Source organism: Streptomyces sp. MST-110588 (assembly GCF_022695595.1).
Lineage (GTDB): Bacteria > Actinomycetota > Actinomycetes > Streptomycetales > Streptomycetaceae > Streptomyces.
Genome location: NZ_CP074380.1, coordinates 6549250 through 6562305 on the forward strand (window position 1 = coordinate 6549250; position 13056 = coordinate 6562305).

A 13056-nucleotide genomic window follows, 5' to 3' on the forward strand; every position below is an offset into this window, starting at 1 on the left:
TGAGGGAGGGGCACCCGGGGCGGAAGAGGGAAACTCCGTGGACCGTGTGGCGTCGGGGCCCCAGAGTGGGGGCATGCAGCGACTTGAGCCATTGGCAGGGGCCGAATTCGCGCCCGTCACCACGTACCTCAACACCGCCTCCAGCGGGCTGATCCCCGCGCGCACGGCCGCCGCCCTGCACGCGGCCGTCGACGAGTCCCTCGACCACGGGACCATGGGACGGGACTACTTCGGTCCCGTGGCGGCCTCCCGGGCCGCCTTCGCCCGGCTGCTCCAGGTGCCGGCCGAGCGCGTGGCCGTCGGCGGCTCGGTGGCGGTGCACACCGCGTTCGTCGCGGCCTCCCTCCCCGAGGGGGCCGAAGTCCTCGTACCCGAAGGCGACTTCAGCTCCCTGGTCAACCCCCTCGCCGTACGCCCCGGCATCACGCTGCGCAGCGCTCCCCTGGAGGAACTGGCCGGGGCCGTCCGCCCGGGGACGGCGCTCGTCGCGCTGAGTGCTGTGCAGGCGCGCGACGGCCGGGTCGCCGACCTGGAGGCCGTACGGGCGGCGGCGCGTGCCCACGGGGCCAAGGTGCTCGTCGACGCCACGCAGGCCGCGGGCTGGCTGCCGCTGCGCGCAACCGACTTCGACTATCTGGTGTGCGGGGCCTTCAAGTGGCTGCTGTGCCCGCGCGGCGTCACTTTCCTGGCGTTCGGTGGCGAGGAGGGTGGTGCGGGGGCGTCGATGGCGGACGGGCCGCTCCCGCTGTTCGCCGGCTGGGTGGCGGGCGAGGACCCGGGGGAGTCCAACTACGGTGTGATCGACCGGCTCGCCGCCACCGCGCGCCGCTACGACCAGGCGCACGCGTACTACGCGTACGTCGGTGCCCGGGCGTCCCTCTCCCTCATGGAGGAGATAGGCGTACGGGCCGTATACGCCCACAACACCGCACTGGCCGACCGCTACCGCGCCGGCCTGGAGGAACTGGGTCACCGGCCGGTGACCGCCCCGGGCTCCGCGATCGTCGCGGTCCCGGGCCTCACGGGCGCGGCGGAGCGGCTGGAACGGGAGGGAGTACGCATCTCGGTACGGGCCGGGCACCTGCGTGCCGCCTTCCACCTCTACAACGGGCCGGCCGACGTGGACCGTCTGCTGGACCTCCTCGGCTGACCGCTCCGGAGGCCCGGTCCATTGCGACCGGGCCTCCCCGCTTCGGCGCATCCCCGGCGCATTCTCGGCGCATCCCCGGCATGTCCGCGAAACGTCCACAGCGTTCGCAGCGCCCGCGGCGGTGGTCAGCGTCCGCGGCGGTGGTCAGAGTTCGCCGCGGTTCATACGGATCAGGCGGCGCAGAACCGTTCCGTCACTGACCCGCAGCCCGTCGTGCTCCCACTCGTTGGTCACCCACGTACGCAGATTGCCGACGCGCTCGGCGGTGCGCAGCGAGTGGGCGAGGTCCACGTACATGTCGTCCGCGTAGACGGCCGCGGCGACCGGGACCTCGTTGGCGGCGAGCCGTACGGTGTCGTACAGATCGGGCCACTCCTCACGGGCGGCGAGTTCCTGCGCGGTCTCCTTCAAGGGGCGCAGGGCCGGGTCGGTGTCGAACAGCCAGGGGTAGATCATCTCGCCGGTGAAGTACAGCGGTCCGCCGCCCGCCAGGGCCCGGTCCGCGTCGAATTCCGGGAACTTCGCACGCAGGCGCTGCGCCGCCCAGCCGGTGGCACCGCGGTCCACCGAGCGCTGGGCGTAGATCGCCTCGTGCAGCACGGCGTACAGCGGAGTGGACGCGTACGAGAGATGACCCTGTACGGCCTGGAGGAAGGAATCGGCGAGCTCCGGCCCGGACGGGCCGGTCACCCACGCCTCCTCAAGCAGGTGGTGCAGGGCCGGCGATCCGGCGCCGGTGCCCAGCATCAGTCCCAGCGCCTGGAACGCCTCGACCGTCAGTACCCCGCCGCCGGGCAGCCGGGCCGGGCGTTCGCGCAGGTGCGCGGCGATCCGCAGGGCGCTCTCGACGTCCTGCGGGAAGCGCGCGTAGTGCGCGGCGTTCTTGCGCGCCACGCGTGGGTACGCCGCCCGGTAGACGTCCTCCGCGCCGGTGTCCAGCCCCGGCAGGCCGCCGGTGACGAACACCTCGCGCAGCCCCTCCGGCGCCCGGGACAGATAGGTCAGGGCGCAGAAGCCGCCGAAACTCTGCCCCAGGACGCTCCACCGGCCGGCCGCGGCCTCTCCGGTGCCGGCGCTGCCGGTGCTGCCGGTGCCCTCGCCCAGCAGGTGCCGGCGGAAGAGTTCGGCGTCCCGCACGATGGCGTCGGCGCGGAAGTGCGCCAGGTACGCGGCCTGTTCGCGCGGCCCGCCGCGCAGCGCGAGCGTCTGCCGGTTGGCCGGTGTCGAGCGCCCCGTACCCCGCTGGTCCAGGAGCAGTACGCGGTAGTGGTCAAGGGCGGGTACGAGCCAGGAGTCCCGGCCCAGGGGGCGCGGCGAGGCGCAGCCGGGGCCGCCCTGGAGGTAGACCAGCCACGGCAGTTCCTCGCGCTCCCGCCCGGCGGCCACCACCTCCCGGCCGTACACGGACAGCCGCTCGCCGTCCGGGACCGAGTGGTCCAGCGGCACGTCCAGGAAGTGATCGCGCAGTACGACGCCGGGCAGCCGGTCGACGCTCATGGAACTCCTCAGCTCTTGTCCGTATGCCGGCACTTGCCTGCATTCCGGTACTCGTCCGTACTCATCCGCACTCGGCGGTTCTCGTCCGTACTTGTTCGTGTCCTTCGCGTTCCCCTGGGGTGTCCGGGGCCCGGCGGCCCGGTCAGGGTAGCGCCGGGGCGGTTCCGCAATTCGGCCGGGCCGATGCCTATCGCGCGCAAGGACGGAAGGCTAGGAATGGCACCACACATTCATGAGGTGGTGCCGGTGGACGGGACACCCAGGTACCCGCCGCGTGACGAGGAGTCGCACCGGCGGCTGGTGTACGGCGAGGAGTCCGCGCTCGGCGAGGCGTACGACGCCTTCGGCGCGCTGGTGCGGGCGGTCGCCCGGCGCGTCACCGGCAGCGCGCACAGCGCCGACGAGGTGGTGCAGGAGGTCTTCCTGCGGTTGTGGACCTGCCCGTACGCCTTCGCGCCCGGGCACGGCTCGCTGCGTGCCTGGCTGAGCATGCTCGCGCACCACCGCGCCGTGCTCCGGATGCGGGACGCGGCCGGGGAGCCGGGCGAGCCCGGAGAATCCGAGGAAGCGGGGGAAGCGGGGGAGGAGGCCGGTGAGGCCGGGCGGCGGGCGCGCGACGCCGAAGCGGCGCTGATGCTGCACTCGGCACTGGCCGAACTCCCGCTGCCGCAGCGGGAGGCGATGCATCTGGCCTGCTTCGCCGGGCGGACCTGTCGTCAGGTCGCGGTGGAACTGGGCATCCCCGAGGAGATCGCCGCCTCCCGGCTGCGTACGGCGCTCGGTGGCCTCGCGGACCGTCTCACCGCACTGCCGGGCCATGTCCCCGCCGATCCCCGAACCTCTCAAAGCCCCCAGGAGTCACAAGAGACCCAAGAGCTCCAAGGGGCCCAAGAGCTCCCACAAGCATCACCCCCCGGCCCCGGCGACCCGGAAAGCAGCGCCGAAGACGACCACCAGGCCGTCAGCGAGCTGCTCGCGGCCTGGGTGCTGGGCGCGGGCATGCCGGGCGACGACGCCCGCGTACGCCGCCACCTGCGAAGCTGCGCGCCGTGCGCCGCGGAAGCCCGTCGGCTGGGCGAAGCCGTACGACTGCTCGACGAACCGGCGGAGAGCGGCGCGACGGAGGCAAAGGGTGCGAGGCAGGTAAAGGGTGTAAAGGGTGCAGGGAGCCGGAAAGGCGGCGGCAAGGGGGCCGTACGGACCGTACGCAAGGGCAACACCGGGGTCGCCCGCGGCCGGCTGATGGCCGCCGCCCGCACCGCCCGGCCCGGTCACGGCCCGCTGGCCGCGCACGCCGCCCCGTACGCCGGGGCAGTGGCGAGCCTGGACGCGCTGCTGCACGAACTGGACACCGCTCCGGCCCTGTGGGGCACCCCCGTCGTCCACGACTGGGACGTACAGGGCACCCTCGCCCATCTCGTCGCGGCCGACGAGGCGCTGGCCGAACGGCTGGGGCTGGCGCCGGTCACGATGACCGGCGGGAGCCAGGGCCCGGCCCGGGTGGCGATGCCGGGCGGCCCCTGGGAGCTGCGCTGGTCGGCGCGTACGGAAGAGGTGGTGGCGTACGAGCACACCCGGCCGACGGCCGAGACCCGCGAGGCATGGCGGACCCAGGCCCACGGCCTGCTGGCGCTGCCGGAGGCCGGTGACGAACAACTGGCCGCCTCTCCCACGGTGCTGATGGGACTACGGCTGCCGGTCGCCGACCACTATGTGCTGCGGGCGCTGGAGACCTGGGTGCACACCCGCGACATCGGACGGGCGCTGGGCCGGCCCGTACCGCCGCCGCTGCCGACGCATCTCCAGCGGTTCGTGGGACTGTCCATCCGCATCCTGGACCGCGCGCTGGGGCCGACCGCGCGGCCGGTGCTGCTCTCGGTGGAGGGCGAGGCGGGCGGCGACTGGGTGCTGGGCTCGGACGCAGAGCCGATCGCCGCCGAACTGGTCCTGGAGGCGGTGGACTTCTGCCTGCTGGTCGGCGGCCGGCGGATTCCGGCGGAGATCGCACGCGGCCACGCGGGCGACCCGGTCGCCTCCCAGCGGGTACTGGAGACGGCCGCATCGCTCGCATGGCTCTGACCCCGGTACCGACCCCGGCACTGTCGGGAATCCTGAAATCCCGCTGTCCGAGCGCCTGCTCCCCGTGCCCGAACCGATTGAATCATTATGATCGATTGATGGTCGGGCGTTCGGACCGGCTGTCCTCCCGGCGAGTGCCGCATTAGTCTGCCCGTATTCATGTGCCGCGGGGGCCGCCATGTTCTTGAAGACCTACGGGTGGGCAATGGCATGCTTCGCCCTGGTAGGTGCCGCGGTGGCGCTCCTGGGCGGCTGGGCTCACCTTGTGCCGCTGGTTCCGATCATGCTGCTCGGCTTCGCCCTGGGAGTGAACGAGGCCATTGCCTCGGTCGGCCCCCTCAAGCGGATCCCGGGGTTCTGGCAGCGCTTTTTTCTGCTGCCGGGAGTCATCCTCGCCGCGGTGATCGGCCGCCTGGGCGTCCCCTTTTTCGTCGTCACGCTCAGCTCCGGCGAACCTCCCGGCCAGGTGCTGAGTCTGGCTCTGCACGAACCGCATCGGTACGAGGAGATGCTCGCCGCGGCGGAACCCGCCGTCTACGCCTTCAGCGGCACCTTCTTGCTGCTGGCCTTCTTCGAATTCATCTTCATCGACCGGGAGGTGAAGTGGCTCGCCTGGCTGGAGAGGCCCTTGGGGCGAGCCGGAGGCATGCCGAACCTTGGGCTCATGCTCGCCATGACCGTCCTGCTGTGCACCGCCTGGTTCATCGGCGAGCGCCCGGCAGCCATCCTCACCGCCGGCCTGCTGGCCCTCCTGTCCTACGTGGTGATCCACAGCATCGCCGCGTTCCTGCGTGAGCGTGCACGCCCTGGCAGCCCAAGTAACGGGGAAAGCCGTGCCGTCGACGCCGGTACGGCCGGTGTGGCGATCACGCTCTCCAGCATCGAGGTGGCGGACATCGCCGTGGGGGCGGAGGCGAGTGCGGCAGCATTCATCTTCGACAAGAACATCTTCGTGATAGCCGCCGGGCTGGGGATGGCCGCCTTCGTCGCACGCTCCTCCGTCCTGCTGTGGACGCGCCGGCAGACCTTGCGCACCTGGGCCTACGCACGCCATGGCGCGGCGTACGGCACGGGAGCGATCGCCGCACTGCTCCTGCTCAAGACGGGCTATGCCGTGCCCACTTACGTCAACGTACTGGTGGTCGCCGTCATGCTCGGCGCCGCGCTGCTCTCCTCCCACCGCTTGGAGAAAACAACAGTGGAGCAGGCCGCATCAGAGGCCGAGGGCCAGCGCACACGATGAGCCGGCCGACCGCCGGCCGTACCGCGGCGGCGTTCGTACGGAACGGAACGCCGCCGCGGTACGGCCGCACGGAGTCACCGCACCGGCGTGAAGTCCCGTGCGCCGATGTACTCCGGGCGCCGCACCGGTGCCGCGAACGGTTCCACCGCCGTGTTCTCCACGCTGTTGAACACGATGAAGACGTTGCTGCGCGGGTAGGGGGTGATGTTGTCCCCGGAGCCGTGCATGGCGTTGCAGTCGAACCACGTCGCCGAGCCGGGCTTCCCGGTGAACAGCCGGATGCCGTGCCGGTCCGCCATTTCTGTCAGCGCCCGGTCCGAGGGGGTGCCGGCGTCCTGCATCTGGAGGGACTTCTTGTAGTTGTCCCGCGGCGTCTCGCCCGCGCAGCCCAGGAAGTGCCGGTGCGAACCAGGCATGATCATCAGGCTGCCGTTGGTGTCGTGGTTCTCGGTGAGGGCGATCGAGATCGAGACGGTACGCATCCGGGGCAGACCGTCCTCGGCGTGCCAGGTCTCGAAGTCGGAGTGCCAGTAGAAGCCCGAGGCACCGAAGCCCGGCTTGACGTTGATCCGGGACTGGTGGACGTAGACGTCCGAGCCGAGGATCTGACGGGCACGCCCCACCACGCGCGGGTCGGCGACCAGGCCCGCGAACACCTCACTGATCTTGTGCACCTCGAAGACGGACCGGATGTCCTGGGACTTCGGCTCGACGATCGAGCGGTCGTCCGCCCGCATCCGCGAGTCGTTGACCAGGCGGTCCAGTTCGGCGCGGTACACCGCGACCTCGTCCGCGGTGATCAGTTCGTCGATGGCGAAGAAGCCGTCGCGGGCGAAGTCCTCCAGCTCGGAGGGCCGGAACGGCCCGGCCGTCCCGGGCTGCGACCACACCACCGGGTCCTGACGCGGGGTGATCACCTCGGTGGCCCCACGGGTCGGGTACAGGTCGGCGGTGCGCTCGGGTGCGGTGGTCATGGTGTTGCCTTCCTCTCCTCTCGGACGTGCTTGCGCAGCGTGCGGCGGCGCGTGTGCGCTCTCGTACGGCTCCTGCGGGCTCGTACGGATCAGGCCGCGTCGGGTTCGGTGAGCAGCGGGTACACGCCGTTCTCGTCGTGGTCCTCGCGGCCGGTGACCGGCGGGTTGAAGACGCACACACAGCGGAAGTCGGTCTTCGGCCGCATGGTGTGCCTCTCGTGGCCGTCCAGGAGGTACATCGTGCCGGGCGTGATCCAGTGCTTCTCGCCGGTCTCGTCGTTGGTGAGTTCGGCCTCGCCCTCCACGCACAGCACGGCCTCGATGTGGTTGGCGTACCACATGGACGTCTCGGTACCCGCGTACAGAGTCGTCTCGTGGAGGGAGAAGCCGACGCGCTCCTTGGCGAGCACGATGCGCTTGCTCTCCCAGGTGCCGGACTTGGCCTTGACGTGGCGGTCGGTGCCTTCGATGTCCTTGAAGGAGCGGACGATCACGGTGATTCGGTGCCTTTCTGTGTCTTCTTCTACGAGTTCTACGAGTTCTAAAAGGTTCTTCTGCCGGCGTACGGACCCGGTGCGGGTGCGCTCAGGCGCAGTCCCGTACCGCGCGGGCGAGGGTGCGAAGGCCCTCGTCCAGCTCGTCGGGAGTGGTGGTCAGGGCCGGCAGCAGCTTGACGACCTCGCCCTGCGGTCCGGAGGTCTCGATCAGCAGGCCGAGTTCGAAGGCCCGCCGGGCGACCTTGCCGGCCAGTTCCTTGTCGGGGAACTCCAGGCCCCAGACCAGGCCACGGCCGCGGTACTCGCCGCCCAGTTCCGGGTGGGCGGCGACGATCGCGCGCAGGTGCGACTCGACGATCTCGCCGCGGCCCAGCGTCTGCTTCTCCATCTCACCGTCGGCCCAGTAGGTGTCCAGGGCCGCGGCGGCGGTGACGAAGGCGGGGTTGTTGCCGCGGAAGGTGCCGTTGTGCTCGCCCGGCTCCCACACGTCCAGTTCCGGCTTGAAGAGGGTGAGCGCGAGCGGGAGCCCGTAGCCGCTGATGGACTTGGAGACGGTGACGATGTCCGGCACGATGCCCGCCTCCTCGAAGGAGAAGAAGGCACCGGTGCGTCCGCAGCCCATCTGGATGTCGTCCACGATCAGCAGCATGTCGCGGCGCTCGCACAGGTCGGCCAGGGCCCGCAGCCACTCGGGGCGGGCGACGTTGATGCCGCCCTCGCCCTGGACCGTCTCGACGATGACGGCGGCGGGCCGGTTCAGGCCGGAGCCCTGGTCCTCCAGCAGCCGCTCGAACCACAGGAAGTCCGGGTAGGTGCCGTCGAGGTAGTTGTCGAAGGGCATCGGGGTGCCGTGGACCAGCGGGATGCCGGCGCCGGCCCGCTTGAAGGCGTTGCCGGTCACGGCCAGCGAGCCCAGCGACATGCCGTGGAAGGCGTTGGTGAAGGACACGATGGACTCGCGGCCCTTGACCTTGCGGGCGAGTTTGAGCGCCGCCTCGACGGCGTTGGTGCCCGTCGGGCCGGGGAACATGACCTTGTACGGGAGGTCGCGCGGGCGCAGCACGATGTTCTGGAAGGACTCCAGGAAGGCGCGCTTGGCCGTGGTGGACATGTCCAGGCCGTGGGTGACGCCGTCGCGTTCTATGTAGTCGATGAGCGCCCGTTTGAGTACGGGGTTGTTGTGGCCGTAGTTCAGTGAGCCGGCCCCGGCGAAGAAGTCCAGGTAGGTGTGGCCGTCCTCGTCGTACATCCGGCTGCCCTGCGCGCGGTCGAAGACGGTGGGCCAGCCGCGGCAGTAGCTGCGCACCTCCGACTCCACGGTTTCGAAGACGCTCAGGTCGGGCTGGGTGATGGTCACAGCATGCTCCTGGGAGATGGGTGGCGTGAGGAAGAAGAAGTCTTTGGGGGAGGTGGGGCGTCGGGCGGCCGGGCCGCGAGCGGGAGCGGGGGTGGGGACGCGAGCGGGAGTGGAAGCACGGGCGGGAGCGGGGGCGCGGCGCGGCGCCCGCCGGGGGTCAGGGCCGGTGCGCCGCGAGGGTGTCCAGGGGGCCGATGAGGTGCAGTACCTCCGGCTCGTGGCCCTGCTCGGGGAAGAGGCCGGCATCGAAGAGGACCTCGCGCCGGTGGCCGCCCGCATGGCGCTCGGCGAAGGAGGTGAACACCCTCTCGGAGGCTGTGTTGCCGGGGGTGACCGTGGTTTCCAGGTACCGGATGCCGTACTCCCGCGCGGCCCGCTCGGCCAGTCCGTCCACCAGCGCGGCGGCCAGCCCCCGGCCGCGGTGGGCGTGGTCGACGGCGAGCTGCCAGACCACGAGGGTTCCGGGGCGCTCGGGGCGCAGATAGCCGGTGACGAAGCCGGCCGGCTCGCCCCGCGCGTCGCGGGCGACGGCGGAGGTGGCGGCGAAGTCACGGCACCACAGGAGGTAGCTGTAGGACGAGTTCAGGTCCAGCGTCTTGGAGTCGCGGGCGATACGCCAGATCGCGGCTCCGTCCTCCACCCGTGGGGTGTCGAGCTTGAATCCCTCCGGCATTTCCCTGATGGCGCTGATGTCGCTGAAGTCACTACGAGATCGTGCACGGTCTGCTGGTGCGGCGGTCATGCGAATTCAATTTACCCAGGGAAAAACAAAAATGCATCGAGGATCGGGGTTACGCGGCCCGGGGTGGATGTGTTATCGCACGGGGGCGCTCGGGCGCGCGAGAGTCCTGAAAAATGTCACTGCTTGTCCGAAAAATACCGGGCAAAACGGGCGACATGTGGGGTCGATCACAGCCCTGTGACGCCGTTACAGGGCGCCCGGAACGCGCCGATTGCGGCTAGCGAAATTTTAGCGTTTGGGCTGCGCGAAACCGGGCAGGAGAGCACAGGAAGCTGTGCTTCCAAAGAATAGGGAATTCGCCGGTAAAAGATGCCGAGAGGTGCTGAGAGGTGTCGAGAGGCGCCTTGAAGTACCTCCAGGTGTACCGCGGGGAAAGGAGAATGGTCCGTGCCGTTACGGCCCGCGTTCCGGCCGGCTTTCCGGCCCGCGTCACGAGGTACGCCACCGCGTCGCGTGGCCCGGAGCGGTCGCGGATACCCGCGGACCCCCGTCCTGCCGCTGCGCATACAGTGCGTCCATGAGTGAGAGTGTGGTGCTGCACATCAAGGGGAGGGTCCTGGCCGGGCCGCAGGACGTGCGCGACGAACTCTGGGTCGTCGACGGGCGGGTGACCTATGAACGGCCGGGCGGGGCACGGGAGATCACGACCGTACGGGGCTGGGCGCTGCCGGGCCTGGTGGACGCCCACTGCCATGTCGGCCTGGACGCGCACGGCCCGGTGGACGAGGCCACCAGCGAGAAGCAGGCGCTGACGGACCGGGACGCCGGAACGCTGCTGATCCGCGACGCCGGCTCACCCTCCGACACCCGCTGGATCGACGACCGCGAGGACCTGCCGCGGATCATCCGCGCCGGCCGGCACATCGCCCGTACCCGCCGCTACATCCGCAACTACGCCCACGAGATCGAGCCGGAGGATTTGGTCGCGTACGTGGCGCGGGAGGCCCGCCGCGGCGACGGCTGGGTCAAGCTCGTCGGTGACTGGATCGACCGCGAGAGCGGCGATCTGGCGGCCTGCTGGCCGCGCGGCGAGGTCGAGGCGGCCATCGCCGAGGCACACCGGCTCGGCGCCCGGGTGACGGCCCACTGCTTCGCCGAGGAGTCGCTGGCCCCGCTCGTCGAGGCGGGCATCGACTGTATCGAGCACGCCACCGGCCTGACCGAGGAGACCATCCCGCTCTTCGCCGAGCGCGGCGTCGCGATCGTACCCACGCTCATCAACATCGCGACCTTCCCGACGCTCGCGGCGGCCGGCGAGGGCAAGTTCCCGCGCTGGGCGGACCACATGCGCCGGCTGCACGAACGCCGCTACGACACCGTACGGGCCGCGTACGACGCCGGAGTGCCCGTCTTCGCCGGCACGGACGCGGGCGGCTCGCTCGCCCACGGCCTGGTCGCCCAGGAGGTGGCCGAGCTGATGAAGGCGGGCATTCCCGCGGTGGACGCCCTCTCGGCGACGACCTGGAGCGCCCGTACGTGGCTGGGCCGCCCCGGCCTCACCGAGGGCGCCCCCGCGGACCTCGTCGTCTACGACAGCGACCCGCGCGAGGACGTCCGCGTCCTGGCGGCACCACGCCGGGTGGTGCTGCGGGGACGGGTGGTCGGCTAGGGAACCTTCCGTACAGGGACGGGCCTTACAGGGACGGGCCTTCCCGGACGGGGTGGCCGGTCGGCGGCACAGGACCGGGTCGGTGTCCGGCGCTGAAGCGGGCGGTGACCGCAGACGCGTCCGAGCCGGAGCCGTGCACGCCGACACCGACGCCGACGCCGACCTCCAAGGCCACCGCCCGGACCGCCCGGACCGCCGGCACGCCGGGCCGGCCCGGTCACGCTCCCCGCAGGCACAACCGAGCGCCGGCCCCAGGCCGTTGTGCGCACCACGCCCACCAACAGGGCATCCCCGGCGCCGCGGCGTCCGGACGCGCGCCGCACCGCCCGCCACCACCGTCAGCCTGATCGCCGCAACGGTCGGCGCGAAGCCCCGGGGCCCAGCGCGGAGCATGACGGAGGAGGCGGGTAGGGGAGGGAGCGGGTAACCCGTGCGCCTACGGGGTAAATCGAACGCCCCTGTCCCCCGGTCGGGGGTTACCCGGAGGGGCGGGTGCGGAACCCCCGCGCTGGACAGGGGCGGGGTGAGGGGGAGCGGGCGGAGGCAGAGCCCTTTCTTTCCCGTTGCTGCATGAGTGCGGCAGGGCTGGCTGGTGGATGAAGGGACGCCACGGTCGGGGACAGCGGACTCCGTCCGAAATGACCGTGCATACTCCGTCCACCCTGCGGGCTGGCGCTCGTATTTCCTCACCGGCGAGAGCAGGAAGCACATCTCTCCGCGCGCGCTTCGTGTACGGGCTCTTCGGCCGGTCAGGCGTGGCGGCACCGGGCGGGCGTTGTCGCCCTCAACGGCTCAGTGCGGCCCGGCTGTTCGTACGCTTCGGACAGGAGGAACTCAGAGCTGCACCAGGGCAAAGACGCACTTGGCCGTGGCGCATGCCACTGACCGCATCTGCTCGTCGGGGGCCGTGGGTGTCGGTCAGGCGGTCATGAGCCGGTGGCGTGTTGCATGCGTGCGGCGGTCCGGTGGAGGTAGGCGGTCACCTCGGGGTCGGCATCGAGGGTGTGGTCGGCGTCGAGGGCGGCGAGGGCCTGGGCGATGCCGGGGAGGTGGTTGCTGGAGAAGTCGACGGTGCAGGTGGCCTCGTCACGGGGGCGGATGCGGGCGGCCAGGGCCCAGGTGCGGCGGCGGACGGTGTGGGCGGGGGCGTGGACGGTGGCGATGGCGCGGTAGCGGGTCGGCGCGGTGGCGATCTTGTTGGCGACATAGGCGGCCGGATCGTTGCCGGGGACGGCGCGGGGGTGAAGTGGTGGCGGGTGGGGGCCGGGTTGGTGATGCGGTCGAGACGGTAGATGCGCCAGTCGTTCTTGTCGGTGTCGTGGGCGAGGAGGTACCACAGGCCGCCGGAGGCGATGAGGTGGTGGGGGGCGACGCGGCGGGCGGCGCAGCCGTTGTGTCGGGTGATGTAGTCGAAGGTGACGCTTTCGTGGTCGCGGCAGGCGGCGGCCAGGCTGCCCAGCAGCTCGGGGCTGACGCGCGGGCCGGGGGATTCCCAGCCGATGGTTGTTGTCGTCTGCTGTACGGCCGCGACCTGGGTGCGCAGCCGGGCGGGGAGGATCTGTTCGAGTTTGGCCAGGGCGCGCAGTGAGGTTTCCTCCATGCCGGTGAGGTGGCCGGCGGCGGTGCGCAGAGCGACGGCGATGACGATGGCTTCGTCGTCGTCGAGGATCAGCGGGGGCATGGCGGTGCCGGAGGCCAGGCGGTAGCCGCCGGCGTGGCCGGTGGTGCCTTCGACGGGGTAGCCGAGGTCGCGCAGGCGGTCGATGTCGCGGCGGATGGTGCGGCCGGTGACGCCGAGGCGTTCGGCGAGTTCGGCGCCGGACCATTCGCGGCGGGCCTGCAGCAGGGACAGCAGGCGGAGCATCCGGGCGGGCAGGTCGGTCGTCATGTCCTCCAGATTGCCCCTCT

Annotated in this window: 10 protein-coding genes; 4 read left to right on the plus strand and 6 right to left on the minus strand. The window is 71.2% G+C overall.

From position 1 onward, the window contains the following. The first annotated feature begins 73 nt into the window (after positions 1-73). Entirely contained in the window at positions 74-1150 is a 1077-nt protein-coding gene (locus tag KGS77_RS28700; RefSeq protein WP_242586053.1) for an aminotransferase class V-fold PLP-dependent enzyme, read from the plus strand. A 144-nt stretch (positions 1151-1294) separates the two neighbouring features. On the opposite strand, the gene KGS77_RS28705 is transcribed toward KGS77_RS28700, so the two are convergent. Then, on the minus strand, positions 1295-2647 hold the full coding sequence (locus tag KGS77_RS28705) for an alpha/beta fold hydrolase (RefSeq protein ID WP_242586054.1): 1353 nt from the start codon (positions 2645-2647) through the stop codon (positions 1295-1297). A gap of 216 nt (positions 2648-2863) precedes the next feature. On the opposite strand from KGS77_RS28705, the gene KGS77_RS35095 reads away from it, so the two are divergent. Beyond that, the gene (locus tag KGS77_RS35095) at positions 2864-4726 is read left to right on the plus strand and encodes a sigma-70 family RNA polymerase sigma factor (protein WP_347404540.1); all 1863 of its coding nucleotides are present in this window, start codon (positions 2864-2866) and stop codon (positions 4724-4726) included. Positions 4727-4931: 205 nt separating this feature from the next. Beyond that, positions 4932-5969 carry a DUF475 domain-containing protein gene (locus tag KGS77_RS28720; RefSeq protein ID WP_242586055.1) on the plus strand — a complete coding sequence of 346 codons (1038 nt, stop codon included), beginning with the start codon at positions 4932-4934 and terminating at the stop codon, positions 5967-5969. A 74-nt stretch (positions 5970-6043) separates the two neighbouring features. On the opposite strand, the gene thpD is transcribed toward KGS77_RS28720, so the two are convergent. The 4 genes from thpD to ectA all read right to left on the minus strand — a co-directional run bounded on the left by thpD (position 6044) and on the right by ectA (position 9539). Next, on the minus strand, positions 6044-6943 hold the full coding sequence (thpD, locus tag KGS77_RS28725) for an ectoine hydroxylase (protein ID WP_242586056.1): 900 nt from the start codon (positions 6941-6943) through the stop codon (positions 6044-6046). Between the two features lie 89 nt (positions 6944-7032). Next, positions 7033-7437, minus strand: coding sequence for an ectoine synthase (locus tag KGS77_RS28730; RefSeq protein ID WP_242586057.1), 405 nt, complete (start codon positions 7435-7437; stop codon positions 7033-7035). A 91-nt stretch (positions 7438-7528) separates the two neighbouring features. After that, the gene (gene ectB, locus KGS77_RS28735; RefSeq protein ID WP_242586058.1) at positions 7529-8797 is read right to left on the minus strand and encodes a diaminobutyrate--2-oxoglutarate transaminase; all 1269 of its coding nucleotides are present in this window, start codon (positions 8795-8797) and stop codon (positions 7529-7531) included. Positions 8798-8954: 157 nt separating this feature from the next. Next, positions 8955-9539, minus strand: a complete 585-nt coding sequence (ectA, locus tag KGS77_RS28740; RefSeq protein WP_242586059.1) for a diaminobutyrate acetyltransferase — start codon at positions 9537-9539, stop codon at positions 8955-8957. Positions 9540-10056: 517 nt separating this feature from the next. On the opposite strand from ectA, the gene KGS77_RS28745 reads away from it, so the two are divergent. Next, complete coding sequence (locus KGS77_RS28745; protein WP_242586060.1) at positions 10057-11148, plus strand: amidohydrolase family protein; 1092 nt, start codon at positions 10057-10059, stop codon at positions 11146-11148. A gap of 979 nt (positions 11149-12127) precedes the next feature. Here KGS77_RS28745 and KGS77_RS28750 read toward each other — a convergent pair. Next, positions 12128-13036 (minus strand): YafY family protein, encoded by a 909-nt coding sequence (locus KGS77_RS28750; protein ID WP_242586061.1) that lies wholly within the window; start codon positions 13034-13036, stop codon positions 12128-12130. Positions 13037-13056: the final 20 nt, after the last annotated feature.

Excerpts from the sequence above, each read along its gene's own strand:
- KGS77_RS28700 (WP_242586053.1), top strand. The coding sequence starts at position 74 with ATGCAGCGACTTGAGCCATTGGCAGGGGCCGAATTCGCGCCCGTCACC.
- KGS77_RS28705 (WP_242586054.1), bottom strand. The coding sequence starts at position 2,647 with ATGAGCGTCGACCGGCTGCCCGGCGTCGTACTGCGCGATCACTTCCTG.
- KGS77_RS35095 (WP_347404540.1), top strand. The coding sequence starts at position 2,864 with ATGGCACCACACATTCATGAGGTGGTGCCGGTGGACGGGACACCCAGG.
- KGS77_RS28720 (WP_242586055.1), top strand. The coding sequence starts at position 4,932 with ATGGCATGCTTCGCCCTGGTAGGTGCCGCGGTGGCGCTCCTGGGCGGC.
- thpD (WP_242586056.1), bottom strand. The coding sequence starts at position 6,943 with ATGACCACCGCACCCGAGCGCACCGCCGACCTGTACCCGACCCGTGGG.
- ectA (WP_242586059.1), bottom strand. The coding sequence starts at position 9,539 with ATGACCGCCGCACCAGCAGACCGTGCACGATCTCGTAGTGACTTCAGC.
- KGS77_RS28745 (WP_242586060.1), top strand. The coding sequence starts at position 10,057 with ATGAGTGAGAGTGTGGTGCTGCACATCAAGGGGAGGGTCCTGGCCGGG.
- KGS77_RS28750 (WP_242586061.1), bottom strand. The coding sequence starts at position 13,036 with ATGACGACCGACCTGCCCGCCCGGATGCTCCGCCTGCTGTCCCTGCTG.